The sequence below is a fragment of the Amycolatopsis sp. NPDC098790 genome, from assembly GCF_044759945.1.
Taxonomy (GTDB): domain Bacteria; phylum Actinomycetota; class Actinomycetes; order Mycobacteriales; family Pseudonocardiaceae; genus Amycolatopsis.
On the sequence record NZ_JBIWAI010000014.1, the window covers coordinates 16,983 to 35,522 of the forward strand.

Consider the following 18,540-nt stretch of genomic DNA (forward strand, 5'->3'; position numbering starts at 1 on the left):
CCGAGCGCCCCAAGGTGGCCTTCGGTGCTCCTCCCATGCCCCCACCACCGCCCTCAACGGAGGCGCTTCGCGCCGCAGCGTCATTCAACGCACCCAAGGCGGCCTTCGGTGCGTGAGACGCAACCAAGGCCACATTGGGGCGCTGGGGTCGGGCCGAGCGGTGGGGCTGTCGTGAGCTTGCGGCGGGTTCTTTCCCTTCCCGGGTGGGCCGAGCACGTCCGGCTGCTTGCCGGCGCCGCGGGGCTCGACCGTCCACTTGCGACCGTTCAGGCCACTTTGGACGCCTCTCACTTTCCCGCGGCCGGGGAACTCACCGTTGTCGCGCGGCCCATCGCCGGGACCGACTGGCAGATCGATGCGCTTCTGCGCCGCTCGGCCGATGCCGGGGCCGCCGCCGTTCTGCTCTCCGGGACCGAGCCGCTCACCGCGTCGCGGCTGCTGGCCGATCGGCTCGGGGTTCCGCTGCTCGGCACCTCGGCCTCGCCGCTTGACCTGCTCGTCGAGGCTCGGCTGCTGCTCGCCGCTCCCGAACTGGATCGGGCCGACCTCCTGCTCGCCACCCATCGCGCGCTCGGGGATCGGCTGCGGCCACCCGAAGAGGTCGTTGCCGTGCTGCGGCGGCTGCTGCGGTCGCCCGTTGCCGTGCTCGATGACCGTGGGGTGCCCCTTGCCGGGGAGGTCGGCGGGCGCGTCCGGCTGGACGAAGCCGTGCCGCAGCGGGCCGAACTCGGCGACGGCGTCCTGCTCGCGCACCCCGTGCTGCTGCAGCGGCCCGCGATGTGGCTGGCCGCCGAGCTGCGGGGGACCGAGGCCGCACGCGCCGACGTCGTGCCGCCCGCGCTCGCCGTCGCCGCCGGGGCGCTGCAGCGGTGGCTCCTGGCCAACCGCCTCGAACTGGAACGCGACGCGCGCTCGCGCACCGCGCTGCTAGGTGATCTGCTGCGCCTGGACACCGAGCCCGGCGCGGACCTGCGTCGGCGCGTCGCCGATGCCGGGTGGCGGCTCGGTGGCTGGCACGTCGGACTGCACCTGGGCGTCCCGGCGGGCGTCGACACCGTCGCGCGCACCCAGGAGGTCATGCGGGCGCTGGACGTCGAGGCCGTCGTCGAGCACGGCGACGGCTGGACCGGCTGGGTCACCTTCGACCACGAACCCACGGCGGAGCGGGTCCGCGCCCTCGCGACCCGGCTCCAGGCGGCCCACCGGACGTTGCGCCTGGGCGCGCACATGGGCGTCGGGCGGCCGCACCCGCGTCCGGAAGGCCTGGCCGCGACGGTCGCCGAAGCCCTCGACGCCGCCCGCCTGGCCGCGACCCGGCCCGAGACGGGTCACTTCCTGCACGTCGACCAGCTCGGCATGGCCCAGCTGCTGCTGGAGTGGACGCGCACGGACACGTTCGAGCCCGCCGCGCGCGCACTGGTCGCGCCGCTGCGGTCGGTGCCGGGTGACCTGGTCCGGACCCTCGCCGCCTACCTGGACGCCGAGTCGTCGATCGCCGAGACCGCCACGGTGCTTGGCGTGCACCGCAACACCGTCGCGGCCCGGGTCGCGCGGATCGAGCAGCTGCTCGGCGTGGACCTGTCCCGCCCGGACGAGCGGCTGGCGCTGCACCTCGCGTCCCGGGCGGTGATCCTCGCGGGGGAGTGACTAGTCGTCGTCCCCGCCGCCGGTGACGTTCCCGACGCTCGCCGGCACGCCCTTGATCATGTCGACGACGGTCTTGCCCGCCAGGCCCGACTTCCCGAACCACGGGTCGGTCATGATCTTGATGGCCGACTCGAACTTCTCGGCGCCTTCCTTGCCGAAGACCTTGCCGAGCTCGTGCACGGAGAAGTTGCTGATCTTGTCGAACTTCTGCATGATCTCGGGCGTGACGCCGTCCATTTTGGACAGTTTGTCCTTGATGACGTTGGTCATCTGGTCGGTGAACGGCTTGTGCGGCTTGGGATCCGGGGTCGGGGTCGGGTCCGGAGTGGACGAAGAGGGAGCGGGGTCGGGCTTCGCGGGCTCCGGCTTCGGCTCGGGAGTCGCCGAGGACGACGACGGCGCCGGTTCCGGCTTGGGCTCCGGAGTCGCCGAGGAGGGCTTGGGTTCCGGGGTCGCCGAGGACGACGACGGTGCCGGCTCGGGCTTCGGTTCCGGAGTGGCCGAGGATGACGAGGGTGCGGGTTCCGGCTTGGGCTCGGGCTTGGGCTCCGGCGTGGCCGAGGAGGGCTTGGGTTCCGGGGTGGCCGAAGATGAAGACGGTGCTGGTTCCGGCTTGGGCTCGGGCTTGGGTTCCGGAGTCGCCGAAGATGGCTTGGGTTCCGGGGTGGCCGAGGACGACGACGGGGCCGGTTCCGGCTTCGGCTCGGGTTTCGGCTCCGGCTTGGGTTCCGGCTTCGGCTCCGGTTTCGGTTCCGGCGTGGCCGAGGAGGGCTTGGGCTCCGGAGTTGCCGAGGACGGCTTGGGTTCCGGGGTGGCCGAGGACGGCTTGGGTTCCGGGGTGGCCGAGGACGACGACGGGGCCGGTTCCGGCTTCGGCTCGGGCTTCGGTTCCGGCGTTGCCGAGGAGGGCTTCGGTTCCGGCGTGGCCGAGGACGGCTTGGGCTCCGGAGTAGCCGACGACGGCTTCGGCGCGGGCGGCGTCGTGTCCGGCTTCGGCGTCACCGGCGGCTTGGGCGTCGGCGTCGGGGTCAAGCTGCTCGTCGGGGGCTTCACCGACGCGATCTCGTCGCCCGCCTTGCCCATCTTCGCCAGCGCCTTGACCAGGTCGCCCAGCTTCTTGGCCAGCTGCATCAGCTTCGTGCCGATCTTGCCCAGCGCCGTGGCGACCGTGCCGATCGTCGTCGTGATGAACAGGGCGATCGACGCGCCGAACGTCACCGGGGCCAGGGCCGCCGCGATCAGCGCTCCCTTGATGATCGTCGCCAGGAGCATCGCGATCAGGTCGCGCAGGATGCCGCGGAACGCGCCGACGATGCCGCCGGCGATCATCATGTTCTTGCCGGCCTGGTCGAGGTAGCCGCCGAGGGACGTCAGCTGCTCGGTGACCGCGTCCATGTCCTTCTTGAACTGCTCCGCGGCCTTGCCGGACCAATCCTTCATGAGCGTGTCGAGGGACTCCTGGTGCTGTTGGGACCAGCCCTCGAGCTTCTTCTTCTCGGCCTTGAGCGCCTCGCTGGCCGCCTGGATGCCGATCGGGTCGCCCATCAGGATGTCCAGCGGCCACCGCAGGATCGTGATGTGCTCGATGAGCCAGCCGATCCCGGCCGTCAGCAGGCTGCCGATCGGGTCCAGCACGAGCCCGATGGTCTCCAGCGCCATGCCCGCCGCGCCGATGCCGATCGCGACCTTGTCGTTCTCCTTGACGGCCTTGTCCAGGCCGACCGCCGCCTCGAAGAAGCCGGCGCCGGCCGCCGCGTTGTCCTTGTTGAACAGTTCGGAGCCGTGGAGGCTGACGTCCTTGCTCTGGTAGTCGTCGCCCACTACTCGAACCTCACGATCGACTCGACGGCGTCTTCCTCGCCCGCCTGGTACTTCTTCGCCGCGTCGGCCACCTTGTCGGAGAACTCGCCGATGGTCTTGGCGTAGTCGCCGAACTGGTGGTGCGCCTTGTCGGTCCACGTGCTCGCGCCCGCCGCCATCAGCTGGCACGCCGGGTTGATGCCGAACATGCCCGGGTCGCAGACCATCCCGCCGACGAGGTCGGCCGTGCTCTGCAGGTTGCTCTGCAGCTCGTCGAGGTGCTTGCCGAAGTTGGCCAGGGGCTCGGAAGAGACCCGGAAGCCGCCGCCGCTCACCAGGGGTTCGATTCGTCGTCGAAGCGGTCGTCGGCCGGAGGACGGCGACGCGGGGCGGGCCCACCGGCAGGCGGTGCCGGCGGAGCGGGCGGCGGCGGTGGCGGGGTGGGCTCGACGGTCTCCGGCGCCGCGAAGCCCGCGTCCGGGGGCGGGTCCGGCGGCAGGAACGACCGGACCATGTCGGTGGACTCGCCGTCGCCGTTGATGGTGGCGAAGGAGTCCGCGACGCTGCGGGCGGTCTGGCGCTGCGCTTCCCGGACCGTGCCCATGATCGCCGCGGTCAGCCGCGCCGGGCCCAGTTCGCACGCCCGGTGCCCGAGCTCGAGGTTCGTCAGCGCGCCGTTCGGCGCGAGCGTGACGGTGACCGAGCCGTCGCGGGAGCGGACGGTCGCGCCGGCGGCGGAAAGCGCTTCACCGAGCGCCGCGGCCTTCGACTGCATGTCCCGGACTTGCCGTTCGAGCAGCAGCTGGAAGTCCTCGCCTGGCCCCAGGTTCGGTTGCACGGTTCGACTCCTCGCCACGCCGGGGTGCGGGGCGCCGGCCCCGTGATCGCGCCAGATTAGCGCACACCGGACATTCATCCAGTGGTAGTCGGGGGTATGCCTGGATGACCCCCCGATGTTGCCCGCGAATGCCCTCGATCGGGTTTGACCCGGACCGCGCTCCGGGTTGCACGATCGGGTGCATGACACGACTGGACGACCACCGGCCGCTCGGCCGCTCCGGGCTGCGGGTGTCCCCGCTGGCACTGGGCGCGATGACCTTCGGCACCGGCCCCTTCTGCGCGGACGACGACACGGCGCGGAAGGTCTTCCGCGCCTACGTCGAGCGCGGCGGCAACTTCGTCGACACGGCGGACAACTACAGCGCCGGCCGCAGCGAGGAGCTGGCCGGCGAGTTCCTCCGCGACGTCGATCGCGACGACGTCGTGCTCGCCACCAAGTACTCCGGGCCCGACTTCCGCGACGGCGCCCCGCACTCGGACCCGCGCCGCCGCAGCAACGGCCGCAAGAACATGGTCGCCTCGCTGGAGGCGTCGCTGCGGCGGCTGCGCGTCGACCACGTCGACCTGTACTGGCTGCACATCTGGGACGGCTTCACCCCGGCCGAAGAGGTCGTGGCCGCGTTCGGCGACCTCGTGCGCGCGGGCAAGATTCGCGCCGTGGGGCTCAGCGACGTCCCGGCTTGGTACGCGACCAAGGCCGCGATGCTCGGCGGCCCGCCGGTGACCGCGCTGCAGCTGGAGTACTCCCTGGTCGAGCGGGCGATCGAGGCCGAGTACGTGCCGCTGGCCCGCGAGTTCGGCACCGCGATCCAGCCCTGGGGCGCGCTCGGCGGCGGGTTCCTGTCCGGCAAGTACACCCGCGACGGCGGCGGCGACGGACGGCTCAGCGGCGGCGCGGCCTTCCGGGCTCTCCCCGAGAGCCGCTGGGCGATCCTCGACGTCGTCCGCGAGGTCGCGGGCGAAGTCGGCGCAACGCCCGCCCAGGTGGCCCTGCACTGGGTGACGCGCCGGCCGGGCGTGCCGGCGCCGCTGATCGGCGCGCGGTCACCGGAGCAGCTCGCCGAAACGCTCGGCGCGCTCGACCTCGACCTGACCGAGGCTCAGCTCGACCGCCTGACCGAGGTCAGCGCACCGGAACTGCCGTTCCCGCACGGGATCCTGGCGCGGCTCAACGCCGGGCTGCCGGGCTAGCCGCGGCCGTGGTGGCCTTTGTCGGCGACGGTTTCCGCGTGCGGTTCGCCGGCCTGGCAGGTCACCACGACCACGTTCTCGGTGCCGTCGTTCTTGAACTTGACCGACGCGGTCGTGGCCGGCCCGCGCGAGACGTCGTCGGTGCGGTAGCCCGGGTCCGGGCTCCAGGAAAGCAACGTGACCCGGCCGTCCACGCACTTCGCGACGACGCTGCCGCCGGGCACGGTCAGGCCGCGCGGTGCCGGGGCGCTCGACGACGGTGTGGTGGGCGGCGGGACCGGCGTGCTGCTCGACGGCACGGTTTCCAGCGCACGCGCGACGTCGTCGGCGGACAACGGCTGGTTCTGCGGGCCGAGGAGGCCGGCGCCGACGACGTCGAGGGCCACCGTGCCGGCGCCCGCGGTCACGGCGGCGGCCAGCAGCCAGCCCGCCGCCATCAGCACTCCGCGCCCGTTCACGCGTCCACTGTGCCATCCGGAAGGGTTAAAGCGCGGCTAAGAGCACCTCAGCGTTCGCCAGGAGACCGGCGACGCGGCTTCGGGTGTGTAGCGTCGGCGACCATGGCGACCGTGCTGCTCGTCGAGGACGATCCGACCATCCGCACGGCCGTGCTGCGCGCGCTGACCGAGCGCGGGCACGCGGTGACCTCCGCGCCGACCGCGATGGCCGGGCTGCAGGCGGCCGTCACCGACCGGCCCGACGTCGTGCTGCTCGACCTGGGCCTGCCCGACCTCGACGGCCGCGAGGTGCTGCGGATGGTGCGGGCGGTCAGCGCCGTGCCGATCATCGTGGTCACCGCCCGCGGCGCGGAGGAGGAGATCGTCCGGCTGCTCGACGCGGGTGCCGACGACTACGTCGTCAAGCCGTTCGGCGGGGCCCAGCTCGACGCGCGGATCCGCGCGGTGCTTCGGCGCGCCGAACCGGAGGAGACGACGGCGCCGGTGGTCGTCGGCGGCCTGTCGGTCGACGCGCGGACGCGGCAGGCGTCCCTCGACGGCGCGCCACTGGACCTCACGCCGCGCGAGTTCGACCTCCTGCACTACCTCGCGAGCCGGGCCGGGACGGTGGTGAGCAAGCGCGAACTGCTCGCCGACGTCTGGAAGCTGCCCTACGCCGGCGCGGACAAGACCGTCGACGTGCACCTGTCGTGGCTGCGGCGCAAGCTCGGCGAGACTGCACAGGAACCGCGGTACCTGCACACCGTGCGGCGCGTCGGCGTCCGGCTGGCCGAACCGGGGGCCGGCGCGTGAGGAGACGGCTCGCGGTGCTGGTCGCGGCCGCGATGAGCCTGGTGCTCGTGGCGTTCCTGGTGCCGCTGGCGATCCTGCTGCGGTCGGTCACCGCCGACCGCGCGGTCACCGCCGCCACGGCGAAGGCGCAGTCCCTGACGTCCCTGGTGGCGACGTCCGACGCGGCGGCGCTGCGGCCCGCCGTCGACCAGCTCAACACGACCGCCGGCCATCCCGTGACAGTGTTCCTGCCGGACGGCACCGTGCTCGGCGCGCCCACCTCGCGCACGCCAGGGGTCACGCTGGCCGCCGCGCAGGGCGGCAGCCTGACCGTCGAGGACGCCGCCGGTCGCGAGATCCTCGTCGCGGTGCAGGGGCTGCCTCGCGGGACCGCCGTCGTCCGGGCGTTCGTCGACCGCGCCGAGCTGACGCGCGGGCTGGGCGCGGCGTGGCTGGTGCTGGCCGGGCTCGGGGTGGTGCTGCTCGCCCTCGGGGTGTTCGTCGCCGACCGGCTGGCCCGCTCGATCGTGCGGCCGGTGCACGAGCTCGCGGCGGTGTCGCGGCGGCTGGCCGAGGGCGATCTGGACGCGCGGGCCGTCCCCGGCGGGCCGGGCGAGGTGCGGTCGGTGGCGGCCGCGCTCAACTTGCTGGCCGCGCGGATCCGGGACCTGGTCCGGCAGGAACGTGAGGCGGTGGCCGATATTTCGCACCGGCTGCGGACGCCGTTGACGGTGCTGCGGCTGGACGCCGAGTCGTTGCGCGACCCCGCCGAAGCCGAGCGGATCACCGGTCACGCCGAGAGCCTGGAGCGGCAGGTCACGGCGTTGATCGACCAGGCGCGGGCGCGCGACTCGGGGCCCGGTTCGTGCGACGCGGCCGCGGTGGTGGGCGAACGGGCGGAGTTCTGGTCGGTGCTGGCGCAGGACCAGGACCGCGCCGTCACGGTCGAGGTCGCGCCGGGTCCGCTGCCGGTCGCGGCGGGGGAAGCCGAGCTGGCCGCGTGCCTGGATGCGTTGCTGGGCAACGTCTTCGCGCACACACCGGAGGGGACGGGGTACGCGATCCGGCTGACGCGAACGCCCGAGGGAGCACGTCTGGAGGTCTCGGACGAGGGGCCGGGGTTCGACTTCGACGAGGTTTCGCGCGGCGCGAGCGGCGCCGGGTCGACGGGGCTCGGGCTCGACATCGCGCGGCAGACGGCACGCGCGTCCGGCGGGACGTTCACCGTGACCCGGGGGCCGGGCGCGCGGATCGTGCTGGAGCTCGGGAAGCCGTTAGGGATGCCTTAAGTTTTGCGCAGCGCGCCGCTAGTGGTGTGTGCGTGAAGCTTCTTTCGTTGACAGGGAACGAAAAGGAGCGGACATGCGCAAGATTCTGGTGATCGCGGCGGCCGGCGCGGCGCTCGCGGTGGGCGGGACCACGGCGGCCCTCGCGCAGAACGGTGCGGACGACGGCACGCGGGTGCCGACGACCGCGCCTTCGGCTGCCACGGAAACCCCGAGCAGCGGCGAAGCCACGGAGACGAGCCGCCCGGCGCCGAGTACGCACTCGAGCGCGCCGAGCACATACCCGAGCCGCTTGGCGCCGAGCACGTACCCGACGCGCACCCACGACCTCGGCGACGACCACGGTGGCCGCCGAGCCGAACCCGGCGACGACCACGGCGGCCGTCACGCGGAGCCGGGCGACGACCACGGCCGGCACCACGAGGGCGGCGACGACCACGGCGGCCGCCGCTGACCCACGGTCCGGACCGGACGCGGAACTTTCCCTATGAAAGTTCCACCTTCAGGACCGGAAGCGGCACTTTCACGTGAAAGTGCCGCACCTGTCAGGACCCGGGGCGGCACTTTCGTAGGGAAAGTGCCGCCTTCAGGACCGGGCGGCTTGCGCGACGCGCTCGATCTCCGCGCGCCGCCCGGTCCAGAACTCGCCGTCCCGGGCCGGGGCGCTGGTCGCCCCGTCGAGCTGCTCCCGCAGGATGTCGGCGTGCCCGGCGTGCCGGTTCGTCTCGGTGAGCACGTGCACCAGCACGTTGAACAGCATGACGTCCGGCCGCGGCCACCACGGCACGTGGCCGGGCGCGTCGACCGGCAACGCCTCGATCGTCGCGTCGGCGTGCGCCGCCGCGCGGTGGAACCGGTCGACGACCTCCGCGCGCGTCTCGTCCTCGGTCGCCCAGAAGTCGCGGCCGCGCGCCTCGAGGTCGTCCCAGCGGGGCAGCGGCTCGGGGAACGGCCTGCCGAACACCTCGCCCAGGTACCGCGTCTCCCCCAGCGCCAGGTGCTTGACCAGGCCGAGGAGGTTGGTCCCGGTCGCGGTCAGGGGACGGCGGACGTCGTACTCGCTCAAGCCCTCCAGCTTATCCAGCACGGCCTCACGGGCCTCGCGCAGATCGTCGTGCAGGTACTGCTTCGCGAACTCGTCGATCACGACACCCAGCGTGCCAGCTCAGCCCACGGGCACGCCACGCACCGCGACCGGCCCCCGCGTCGGGTCCAGCTCGACCGCCTGGTCCACTCCGGACGGCGTCAGCACGTCGAGTGCCTTCGGGGCCGTCGCCGGGTCCGCCGCGCAGATGGGCGCCGTCCCGCCCGCCGCGCACAGGCCGAACGTGTACTGCCCGGCCGTCGGCGTGAACGGCCGCGCCTGGTCGGGGGAGTTGCCGTCCTGGCCGGTCAGCACCACCGCGAACGTCCAGCCGGCGCCCGGTGTCCCGAACGCGGACTTCGCGACGCTCACCGTGATGTACCGCGTCGCCTGCGAAGCCTGCACGGACGGCGTCGCGAGCGTCGCACCCGAAGCGTCGACGAGCGCGGGGTCGGCGAAGCCCTGGACCTCGATGCGCCGGCTCCAGGCATCCTGCGCGGCGATCGTGTACGCGCGGCTCGGGAACGGTGCGGCGGTCGAGGTCGCCGTCGCGGCCGGGTCGTGCGCGTAGATCGTCAGCAGCTGCGCGCCCAGCGGCGAGCCGAACGTCGGGGACAGGTCACGGACCTGCGCGCGGAACACGAGGTTGGTGCCCGAATCGATGACCTGGAACCGCTGGAGGTCGAACGCGCCGGCGTGGAAGTCACCGGCCGTCGGGTAGGTGTACGTGCCCGGGCCGTTGTCGTCGCCGTCCGGGTCGGCCGCGTCGAGCACGACCGTGCCGGTGACGAAGTCCGAGCTGATCGTCTTCTGCGCGTACCCGGTGCCGGACCCGGTGGTGGCGGCCGCCGTCACGACGTTGGCGCCCAACGGGGTCGGCACGGTCGCGCCGAACGTCCCCGCCGCCGATGCCCGCACCGACAGCACCGAAGTCGTGCCGGTGTCGGTGTTCGAGACGGCCAGGTCGACCCGGCTGCCCGCGGGCGCGGTGCCGGAAACCGAAGCGGTCGCGGTGGACACGGACGCCGGCGCGTCGAGCGTGACGGCCACCGCGGCCGGCGGGGCGTGCGTGACGTACCGGGCGCGGACGTCGGCGGGCTGCTCGGGCAGGCGGCCGTCGTCGAGGGCGCGGGCCAGCCGCACCGACTGCGACTGCGCCCAGCTCAGCGGCGCGACCGAGCCGGCCGGCTGCCCCGGCGCGAAGCCGATCGACGCCGTGCGCGGGTCCGAGCCGTAGGGCGAGGCGGGCACGGCCGGGTTTTCCCACGTCTGCTCGGGAACCAGCCCGGTGCCGCCGGTCTGGGCGCGCATGGTGCGCAGCAACGCCGCCGCGCCGGCGCGGTCGCCGGTCTGGATCGCCTGCTCGCCGCGTTCGCCGGCGAGCACCGGCCAGAGGTGCCCGGACCCGGTGTTCGGCCCCGGCCACGGCGCCCCGGTCGGCGTGCAGTTCGTCGGGTCCGGCTCGTAGCAGTCGCCGTAGCCGTCTTCGCTGCCCGGGGTGGAAGTGCCGTAGCGGTACCAGCCCGGACCGGTCGGCGTGTCCCGCTTGATCACCCGGTCGACGACGCCGAGCGACGCGGCGACGTCCGCGTCGTTCGCGGGCAGCACGCCGAGGCGGGTCAGCTCGAGGAACCCGGCGTCGACGACCGCGCGCTGGTCGGCGTCGACCGAGCCGTTGCCGAGGTTGTAGAACCACTCGGAGTTCGGGTCGCCGTTCTTGGTCAGGCGCAGGAAGTACCGGCCGCCGTACGGGCCGTTCTGCGTGACCGTCCAGCCCTTGACGCTGCGCTGGAAGTGATCGGCGGTCGCCCGGTAGACGCGGGCGCGCGCGGGGTCGCCGTTGCGATCGGCGATCACGCCGGCCGCGACGAGCCCGGCGATTTCGGCGGCGATCGTCGAGGGGGAGTAGCCGCCCTGTTCTTCCCAGCGCTCGGAGCCGAAGGCCGGCCCGTGTGCGACGACGAAGTCCGCGGCCGCGCGGATGTGGTCGGTGTAGAGGGTCCGGTCGCGGTCCAGCCCGGCCTGCAACGCCATCAGGATCGGGTACGCGCTCTCGTCGAGCTGGTCGCCGCCGGAGTCGGGGGCCTTCTTGCCGTTCAGCATGGAGTTGCGCGGGAACCGGCCGTCCGGCTGCTGCTGGCGCGAGAACAACCACCGCACGCTGGCCCGCGCGGTTTCGCGGTCACCGGCCGCCAAGAGCCCCGAGAAGCTTTCGTAGAGGTCGCGGGCGAAGATCTCGCGGTAGGAACCGAAGTAGACGGGCTTGCCGCCGGGCGCGTCACCCGCGGAGACGGCCTGGCCCCACGGGCTGCCGAGCGACGCGACCACCGCGCCCGGGAACGTCTTGTCCTCACTGGCCTTCAGCACGTTGACCGACTGGTAGTACGCGTCGGAATCCTTGCCGTGCAGGGGAATCAGCCTGTTGTCGTAGTCACGCCAACCTCGCGCGTACTCGCGGTAGCTCTGGTCGAACGGCGTGCGCAGGCTCGCGCCGGCGGTCTGGACCGCCGCGCGCGCGTCCGCGCCGAAGCCCAGCGCCAGCACGGCCGGGCGGCGCGGCTGCAGGTCCAGCTGCGCGGTCTGCACGACGTTGCCGTTCACCGCCGACGACGTCGGGTCGGTGAGCCGGTGGTCGCGGTCGAGCTGGGCCAGCCCGTCGCCGGGGGTGCCGGCGAAGCCGCTGGACGTGCTCAGGAACCGGCGGTCGGCCCGCAGCGCGGCGGCCAGCGGCGTCCCGTAGTCGCGGGCCGGCGCGCTGGACGCCGTGTTCGGGTCGGCGCTGACCAGTGCGGACGTCGCCGCGTCCACCGAAGCCGTGTCCCCGCCGCCGTTCGCCGGGCCACCGCCGCCGTTGCCGTTGACGCTCGCGTCGAACCGCACGTAGACCTTCAGATCGCGGCCGGACCCCTGGAGCGGGTCGAGCCGGGTCCGGATGAGCACGCCGGTGCGCGCCGGGTCGGTCAGGTACTCGGTGACCAGCCGGTACTTGCCGGTGCGCGGGGTCGACGTCACCTCGCAGGCCATCCCGCCCGCGCTCGTGCGGACGGTGTAGGTCATGTCCCGCGCCTGCAGGTCGGTGAACGTCCGGCCGTCGGTGACGGCGAACTGCAGCGTCTCGACGTTCGTGTTGTCGATCACCGGCGCGTAGACGTCGGACAGCACGCCGCCCGCGACCGTGAACCACGCCTTGCTGGTGGTGTTCCGGGCGGTGCCCAGGCAGTCCTTGCGGGCCAGGCCGAAGTGCGAGACCGCGCCCGGTCCCGGGGAGGGCGCCGCGGCGGCGGCCGGGACGGGCAGGAGGGCGGCGGCCAGCACCGCGCACAGCACCACGGACGACGTCGACCGAGTCATCCGCACATCCGATCACGCGCGTCCGCGGCGCACCAGGTCCGAAAGCAGCAGGGTGTCCGTTACCCGTGATTGAGATACCGAACCGGTGGGTAGCAAACCCACAGTCCCCCGGGGAGGTGAACGTGGAAGAGCACGGAACGGACGGCTGGCGGTACCGCGGCACGATTTCGCCACGGACGCTGCCGAGCCTGCGGCGGCACCTGGTTTCATGGCTGCGCAGACGCGCCGGCGACGAGGTCGGGCGGCAGGCCGACGACGTCGTCCTGGCCTGCTGGGAAGCGATGGCCAACGTGCTGGACCACGCCTACCACGGCCGGCCGGGCCTGATCGACGTCCGGGCGCGGGTCGACGAGGACGTGCTGATCGTGACGGTCGCCGACCAGGGGCGCTGGACGTCGGTCACCGAGCAGCCCGACCGCGGCCGGGGCCTGCGCCTGATCCAGGCTTTGGTGGACGGGCTCGACATGCGCTCGACCGACGACGGCACGGTGATCACGCTGACCTGGCCGTTCCCGGCCCGCCGCACGGCCTGAGCGTCCCGGCCAGGCAACCGCGGCGACATCGGCGACCCGCGCCTGGCGAAACATCCGCCTGGCCCGACTTCGCCGGGACCGCGCCCCCGTGCCGGGGCAGGGTTCGGCAGAATCCGCGGTGGCAAGGCCGGCCGTCCCGCCCGACGTCCTGAATGAGTCATTCAGGTCTTCGGAGGTCCTGAATGACTCATTCAAGACACTTGGGCGCGCATGCCTGTCCCGGCCCGCCGCACGGCCTGAGCATCAGTCCGCCGAGGACAGTCCTTCGACGAACCGGGTCGCGACGTCTCGCAGCTTCACGTTCGTGTGCTGGGACTCCGCGATCAGGCGCTTCATCGCGTCCTCGGCGGTGACCCGGTGCACGGCCATCAGGATGCCCTTCGCCTGCTCGATCACCGCCCGCGAGCTCATCGCCGTCTCGAGTTCGGCGACGCGGCGGCGGGCGTACCGGTAGCGGCGCGTCGAACGCAGGCCGAACGAGACGATCGTCGTGTACAGCGCCAGCAGCCGCGAGTCCGTCTCGGCGAAGCCGTGGTCGCCGTAGCCGAACAGGTTCAGCGCGCCGCCCAGGGTGTCGTCCACGCGCAGTGGTGCCGCCAGGTAGCTGCCGACGCCGAGGCCGCGGGCGTACGTGGTGAACTCGGGCCAGAGCGCCCCGGCCGTCGCGAGCGGCAGCCGGACGATCTCGCCGGTCTCGGCCGCGCGCAGGCACGGACCCTCGCCCGCCGCGTACTGGACGCGGTCGATGTCGACGGCGCGCTCGTCGGTGGAGGCCGCGGTTTCCGGACGGCCGTCGCGGATCGCGGTGATGCTGGCCATGTCGGCACCGGGCACCGCCCGGACGGCTTCGGCGCAAACGGCCTCGAGGACCTCGGCCTCGGACGGCTCGGTTTCGAGGGCCTTCGTGAGGTCCGCCATCGCCGCGGTCAGCTCGTCGAGCTGCTCGGGCCGGATCGGTTCGCCGGTCACTGCGGTCACCTCCGTCCGGCTGCTGCGGCGAACGATACCCGCGCCGGCGGTTCGGTCAGGGGCGGTGGCTCCGGCCCGGCGCTCACTGCTGAACGTCGTGGGTTGGGCGCCGGGGCCACCTGGCGACAGCCGGCAGCACAACCCACCCGGCGACCGTCGCTGCCGCCCGCTTACCCGGTTGGCCGGTGGCCAACCGCTCAGCGGATCGTCACTTTCGCGACCTGCGTGAGGCCGGACACACGCAGGACGCGGTCGAGCAGGCGGGGCGCGGTCAGGCGCAGCTCGTGGTCGGCGGCCTGGTCGAACAGGGCGGCGATGCCGGCGCTGTCGAGGTAGGTCACCCCGGTCAGGTCGACGGTCAGCGCGACCCCGCCCGCCAGTTCGCGCTCGAGGGCGGCGCCGAACTCCGCGGCGTTGCCCATGTCGACCTCTCCGGTCACGGTCAGGATCCGGTCTCCGTCGTCGCCCGTGGAGGCGACCAGCGTGAGTGCCGTGGTCACGAACCGATTCTCCATTCCAGCGTCACGGTGGTGCCGTCCGTGTCGTGCCGGACGGCGACGGCGTCGGCCAGCGCTTCCATCATCGGCATCCCGCGGCCGCGCAGCACGTGGTTGTCCGGCGGTGCCTGCTTCCAGTGCCCGCGATCGGTCACCGTGACGACCAGCCGCTCGCCGGCGAAGCGGGCCGAAAGGTGCGCGGTCCCCGCGGCGCCGGGGTAGGCGTGCTCGACGGCGTTCGCGCAGGCCTCGCCCGCCGCGACGAGGATGTCCTGCGCGAGCTCTTCCCCGAGCGACGCGGTGCCCAGCCACGCGCGCAGCCAGCGGCGCGTCGAGGCGAGGCTGTCGGGGTGCGCCGGGAAGTCCAGCTCCAGCGGCGGCACCGACCGGCGGTACAGCAGCAGCGCGACGTCGTCCTCGTAGCCGTCCGCCGGCCGCAGCCGGCCCATCAGCGTGGCCGCCAGGTCGGCGAGGTCGGCGTCCCGCGCGCCGTGGGCGACCGAGGTGGCCCGGTCGATGCCGTCGTCCAGCGCCTCGCGGCGGCGCTCGACGAGGCCGTCGGTGTAGAGCATCAGCAGCGATCCGATCGGGACGACCGCCGTGGCCTCCGGGCGGTCGGCGGGGACGCGGACCGCGAGCGGCACGCTGCCGCCCGCGTCGAGGAACTCCGCCGAGCCGTCCTGGTGCACCAGCGTGGCGGGCGGGTGCCCGGCGCTGCTGTAGGTGAGCGTGCCGGTCGCCGGGTCGAGGACGCCGCAGAAGACGGTGGTGCACAAGGCACCCGGCAGCCGGTCGGCGAAGCGGTCGAGCGTGGTCAGGGTGTGCGCCGGGCCGTTGGCCTCCAGCAGCAGCGCCCGGCAGGCGCTGCGCAGCTGCCCCATCACCGCGGCCGCGGCGAGCCCCCGGCCGACGCAGTCGCCGACGACGATGCCGATCCGGTCGCCGGCCAGCGGGACGACGTCGTACCAGTCGCCGCCCACCTCCAGCGGCGGGTTCGCCGGTTCGTAGCGCACCGCGAAACCGTCGGGCAGCAGCGCCGGGCCGAGGATCGAGCGCTGCAGGGCGATGGCGACCTCGCGCTGGCGGTCGTCGCGGTGGGCACGGCGCAGCGCGTGCGCCAGCGTCCCGGCCAGCAACGCCAGCAGCGTCCGGTCCTCGATGCCGAGCGGACGGCCCGGGTCCGGCTCCACCCAGAGCGTCAGCCGGCCGCCGGGGTGGTCCAGCGTCGCGCCCGCGCCGCCCTCCGCGGGCGTCGCGTGCAACGCGGGCAAGGACCGGACTTCGCCGAGCTTTTCGCGCAGCGGCGCGGCCAGGTCGGTCCACCGCCGGTCGCCGTCGTCGGTGGACACCAGCTCCGGTTCGCCGTCGCGCACCCAGGTCACCGCGAGCACGCGCTCGGCCTCCCACAGCTCGCGCAGCAGCTCCAGCGCCGTGCGGATCACCTCGGGCACGCCGCTGACGCCGGTCAGGCGCTGGTTCATCGCGGCCAGCGCGTTTTCCCGCTGCACGGCATAGCGCTCGGCCGTGACGTCGCGGATCGTGCCGACCAGCCGGCGGCGGCCCTCGTCGTCGTGCAGTTCGTTGTAGGCGATGGCGGCCCACACCCGGTGCCCGGCGCGGTGGCGCAGCGGCAGCACGAAGCTGCCGGAGGGCTCGGTGCGAGACCGGCCCACCGCTTCGGCGACCTGCCGGTGGGCGGCCGGGTCGTCCTCGGGGTCCGGCGCCCACGGGAACGGCGGCGAGTAGGGGAGCCCGGCGGGCCCGAACCCGATCAGGTCGGTGCACGCGGCGTTCATCTCCACGACCCGCCCGTCGCCGTCGCAGACGAAGAAGCCTTCCTGCATCGACTCGATCATCGCCGCGCGCCACCGCGAGTGCTGCGTCCGCAGCCGGGCCAGCCGGATGGTCGTGCGGACGCGGGCGAGCAGCTCCTGCGCGGAGAACGGCTTGACCAGGTAGTCGTCGGCCCCGGCCGCCAGCCCGTCGACGGCCGCCTCCTGCCCGGCGCGGGCGGAGAGCAGCAGCACGGGCACCGCGGCGGTGCGCGCGTCCCGCCGCAGCTCGGCGAGCAGGCCGAGGCCGTCCAGCCGCGGCATCATCACGTCGCTGATGATCAGCTCGGGCGGCTCGGCGGACGCGGCGGCGAACGCCTCGACCCCGTCGCGGACCGCGGTGATCGCGTAGTCCTCGCGCAGCAGCCGGACCAGGTAGTCGCGCATGTCGGCGTTGTCGTCGGCGATCAGCACCCGGGCGCCGGTCGCCGGGGCCTCCTCGACGACGGGCTCGGGCTCGTCGTCCGGCAGCCAGCGCAGCGCTTCCTGGACGTACGGCTCGGCGGTGTCCGCGGCGGGTCCGCCCGCCGACGACGCCGAGGCGATGTGCTCGGCGGGCAGGTGGCCGGTGCCCAGGGGCAGCCGGATCCGGAACGTCGTGCCTTCGTCCGGGGTGCTCTCGACGGCGACCGTGCCGCCGTGCATGCCGACGAGCTCCCGCACCAGGGCCAGGCCGATCCCGCTGCCCTCGTTCGAACGCGCCCGCGCCGAGGGGATCCGGTGGAACCGCTCGAACAGCCGGGGCAGCTCGGCGGCGTCGATCCCGATCCCGGTGTCGGAGACGGTGACCTCGGCGTGCTCGCCCTCGAGGGCGGTGCGCACCCGGATCTCGCCGTCGAAGGTGTACTTGACGGCGTTCGACAGCAGGTTGAGGACGACCTTCTCCCACATCCCGCGGTCGACGTGCACCGGGACGCCCAGCGGCGGGCAGGCGACCTCGAACCGCAGCCCGGCCCGCTCGACGGCGGCGCGGAACACGCTCGCCAGCTCCGCGGTGAACGCCGAGAGGTCGACGGGCTCGAACCGCGCCTGCATCCGGCCCGCCTCGATCCGCGAGAAGTCGAGCAGGTTGTTCACCAGCCGGCCCAGCCGCAGCGCGTTGCGGTGGATGACGGCGACCTCTTCGCGGACGCGCTCGTCGGCGTCTTCCAGCGTCTTCTCCAGCTCGGAGACCGGGCCGAGGATCAGCGTCAGCGGGGTCCGGAACTCGTGGCTGATGTTGGCGAAGAACGTCGTCTTCGCCGCGTCCAGCGCGGTCAGCTCCTCGGCGCGCCGCTGCTGGGCCTGGTAGGCGAGCGCGCCGTTGACCAGCGCCGCCGTCTGCTGGGCGACCAGCCCGAGGAACGTCCGGTAGGACTCGTCGAGCGCGCGCCCGGCGCTCGCCGCCAGCACGATCACGCCGGTGGCCGCGGTACCGGGTGCGCCGGGCAGCGGCAGGACCATCGCCTCGGTGGGCGGGGTGGACCAGTCGCCCGAAGGCAGCTCGCCGAACGTCGTCGTCAGGTCGGCGACGGTCCGCGGGGCGCCGTCCGCGAGCACCTCTTCCAGCGGCCAGCCGGCGGTGTGCCGGGCACCGGCGGTGAGCCGGCCGTCGTCCTGGCGGACGTGGATCTCGGAGTAGGGCACGTCCGCGCCGGCCCCGGCGAGCACGCCGGCGACCAGCTCGCACGCCTCGTCGACGGTGCGGGCGATGCCGGCCTGGGCACCGAGCTCGCGCAGCGTGGCCATCCGGCGTTCGCCGATCACGCGTTCGGTCGTGTCGGTGACCGCGGTGAACACCGCACGCACGGTGCCTTCGTCGTCGTGGACCGGGCTGTAGGAGTAGGTCCAGTAGGTCTCTTCCCAGTAGCCGTGCCGGTTCATCGGCAGCAGCAGGTCTTCCGACCAGGTCGCCTCGCCGGTGGTCATCACGCTCTCGAGCATCGGCCCGATGATGTGCCAGATCTCGGTCCAGACCCGCGCGCCCGGCTTGTCCAGCGCGGGGTGCTTGGTGCCGAGCAGCGGCAGGTAGGCGTCGTTGTAGAGGAACCGCAGGTCCGGGCCCCACCAGACGATCATCGGGAAGCGCGAGGTGAGGCAGATCCGCACGGCCGTCGTCAGGCTCGCCGGCCACTGCGCCGGTTCTCCGAGCGGCGACGACGCCCAGTCGAACTCCCGCATCCGGGCGGCCATCCGGCTGGCTCCCGGGAAGACGGCCCGCTGGCCGGATTCCTCGCCGACGGTCATCACACTCCCGATCACGCGGCCCCGGGTGAGCCTACCTGCCCGGAATGGGCCCCGC

The 18,540-nt window shown here is 73.4% G+C and carries 15 protein-coding genes; 6 read left to right on the plus strand and 9 right to left on the minus strand.

Going from position 1 to position 18,540, the window contains the following annotated elements:
* The first annotated feature begins 171 nt into the window (after nt 1-171).
* Nucleotides 172-1,647 carry a helix-turn-helix domain-containing protein gene (locus tag ACIQWX_RS50290; protein WP_400887364.1) on the plus strand — a complete coding sequence of 492 codons (1,476 nt, stop codon included), beginning with the start codon at nt 172-174 and terminating at the stop codon, nt 1,645-1,647.
* Here ACIQWX_RS50290 and ACIQWX_RS50295 read toward each other — a convergent pair whose 3' ends face one another.
* From ACIQWX_RS50295 to ACIQWX_RS50305, 3 genes are read right to left on the minus strand one after another with little or no spacing between them, the layout of a single operon-like run.
* Nucleotides 1,648-3,468, minus strand: a complete 1,821-nt coding sequence (locus ACIQWX_RS50295) for a hypothetical protein (protein WP_400887366.1) — start codon at nt 3,466-3,468, stop codon at nt 1,648-1,650.
* Entirely contained in the window at nt 3,468-3,782 is a 315-nt protein-coding gene (locus ACIQWX_RS50300; protein WP_400887369.1) for a hypothetical protein, read from the minus strand. The genes ACIQWX_RS50295 and ACIQWX_RS50300 overlap by 1 nt, the downstream gene beginning before the upstream one ends.
* Nucleotides 3,779-4,285: a YbaB/EbfC family nucleoid-associated protein gene (locus tag ACIQWX_RS50305; RefSeq protein WP_400887372.1), complete on the minus strand. Its 507-nt coding sequence runs from the start codon at nt 4,283-4,285 to the stop codon at nt 3,779-3,781. Before ACIQWX_RS50305 ends, ACIQWX_RS50300 begins: the two co-directional genes overlap by 4 nt.
* Before the next feature lie 182 nt (nt 4,286-4,467).
* Between ACIQWX_RS50305 and ACIQWX_RS50310 the strand changes: the two genes are divergently transcribed.
* Complete coding sequence (locus tag ACIQWX_RS50310) at nt 4,468-5,478, plus strand: aldo/keto reductase (protein WP_400887374.1); 1,011 nt, start codon at nt 4,468-4,470, stop codon at nt 5,476-5,478.
* On the opposite strand, the gene ACIQWX_RS50315 is transcribed toward ACIQWX_RS50310, so the two are convergent.
* On the minus strand, nt 5,475-5,936 hold the full coding sequence (locus ACIQWX_RS50315; protein ID WP_400887376.1) for a hypothetical protein: 462 nt from the start codon (nt 5,934-5,936) through the stop codon (nt 5,475-5,477). The two genes, ACIQWX_RS50310 and ACIQWX_RS50315, sit on opposite strands and share 4 nt — an antisense overlap.
* A gap of 102 nt (nt 5,937-6,038) precedes the next feature.
* Here ACIQWX_RS50315 and ACIQWX_RS50320 point away from each other — a divergent pair, with 102 nt between their 5' ends.
* The 3 genes from ACIQWX_RS50320 to ACIQWX_RS50330 all read left to right on the plus strand — a co-directional run bounded on the left by ACIQWX_RS50320 (nt 6,039) and on the right by ACIQWX_RS50330 (nt 8,447).
* Nucleotides 6,039-6,728: a response regulator transcription factor gene (locus ACIQWX_RS50320; protein ID WP_400887378.1), complete on the plus strand. Its 690-nt coding sequence runs from the start codon at nt 6,039-6,041 to the stop codon at nt 6,726-6,728.
* Nucleotides 6,725-7,996 carry a sensor histidine kinase gene (locus tag ACIQWX_RS50325; RefSeq protein WP_400887381.1) on the plus strand — a complete coding sequence of 424 codons (1,272 nt, stop codon included), beginning with the start codon at nt 6,725-6,727 and terminating at the stop codon, nt 7,994-7,996. The genes ACIQWX_RS50320 and ACIQWX_RS50325 overlap by 4 nt, the downstream gene beginning before the upstream one ends.
* 73 nt (nt 7,997-8,069) lie before the next feature.
* Nucleotides 8,070-8,447: a hypothetical protein gene (locus tag ACIQWX_RS50330; protein WP_400887384.1), complete on the plus strand. Its 378-nt coding sequence runs from the start codon at nt 8,070-8,072 to the stop codon at nt 8,445-8,447.
* A gap of 132 nt (nt 8,448-8,579) precedes the next feature.
* Here the strand turns inward: ACIQWX_RS50330 and ACIQWX_RS50335 are convergent, their stop codons facing one another.
* The gene (locus ACIQWX_RS50335; RefSeq protein ID WP_400887386.1) at nt 8,580-9,140 is read right to left on the minus strand and encodes a DinB family protein; all 561 of its coding nucleotides are present in this window, start codon (nt 9,138-9,140) and stop codon (nt 8,580-8,582) included.
* An 18-nt stretch (nt 9,141-9,158) separates the two neighbouring features.
* Entirely contained in the window at nt 9,159-12,428 is a 3,270-nt protein-coding gene (locus ACIQWX_RS50340; RefSeq protein ID WP_400887388.1) for a glucodextranase DOMON-like domain-containing protein, read from the minus strand.
* Nucleotides 12,429-12,550: 122 nt separating this feature from the next.
* On the opposite strand from ACIQWX_RS50340, the gene ACIQWX_RS50345 reads away from it, so the two are divergent.
* The gene (locus ACIQWX_RS50345; RefSeq protein WP_400887390.1) at nt 12,551-12,961 is read left to right on the plus strand and encodes an ATP-binding protein; all 411 of its coding nucleotides are present in this window, start codon (nt 12,551-12,553) and stop codon (nt 12,959-12,961) included.
* A gap of 243 nt (nt 12,962-13,204) precedes the next feature.
* Here the strand turns inward: ACIQWX_RS50345 and ACIQWX_RS50350 are convergent, their stop codons facing one another.
* From ACIQWX_RS50350 to ACIQWX_RS50360, 3 genes are all read right to left on the minus strand, one after another.
* Entirely contained in the window at nt 13,205-13,930 is a 726-nt protein-coding gene (locus ACIQWX_RS50350; RefSeq protein WP_400887393.1) for an ANTAR domain-containing protein, read from the minus strand.
* Between the two features lie 197 nt (nt 13,931-14,127).
* The gene (locus ACIQWX_RS50355) at nt 14,128-14,430 is read right to left on the minus strand and encodes an STAS domain-containing protein (RefSeq protein ID WP_400887396.1); all 303 of its coding nucleotides are present in this window, start codon (nt 14,428-14,430) and stop codon (nt 14,128-14,130) included.
* Entirely contained in the window at nt 14,427-18,485 is a 4,059-nt protein-coding gene (locus ACIQWX_RS50360) for a SpoIIE family protein phosphatase (protein WP_400887398.1), read from the minus strand. The genes ACIQWX_RS50355 and ACIQWX_RS50360 overlap by 4 nt, the downstream gene beginning before the upstream one ends.
* Between the last annotated feature and the right edge of the window lie 55 nt (nt 18,486-18,540).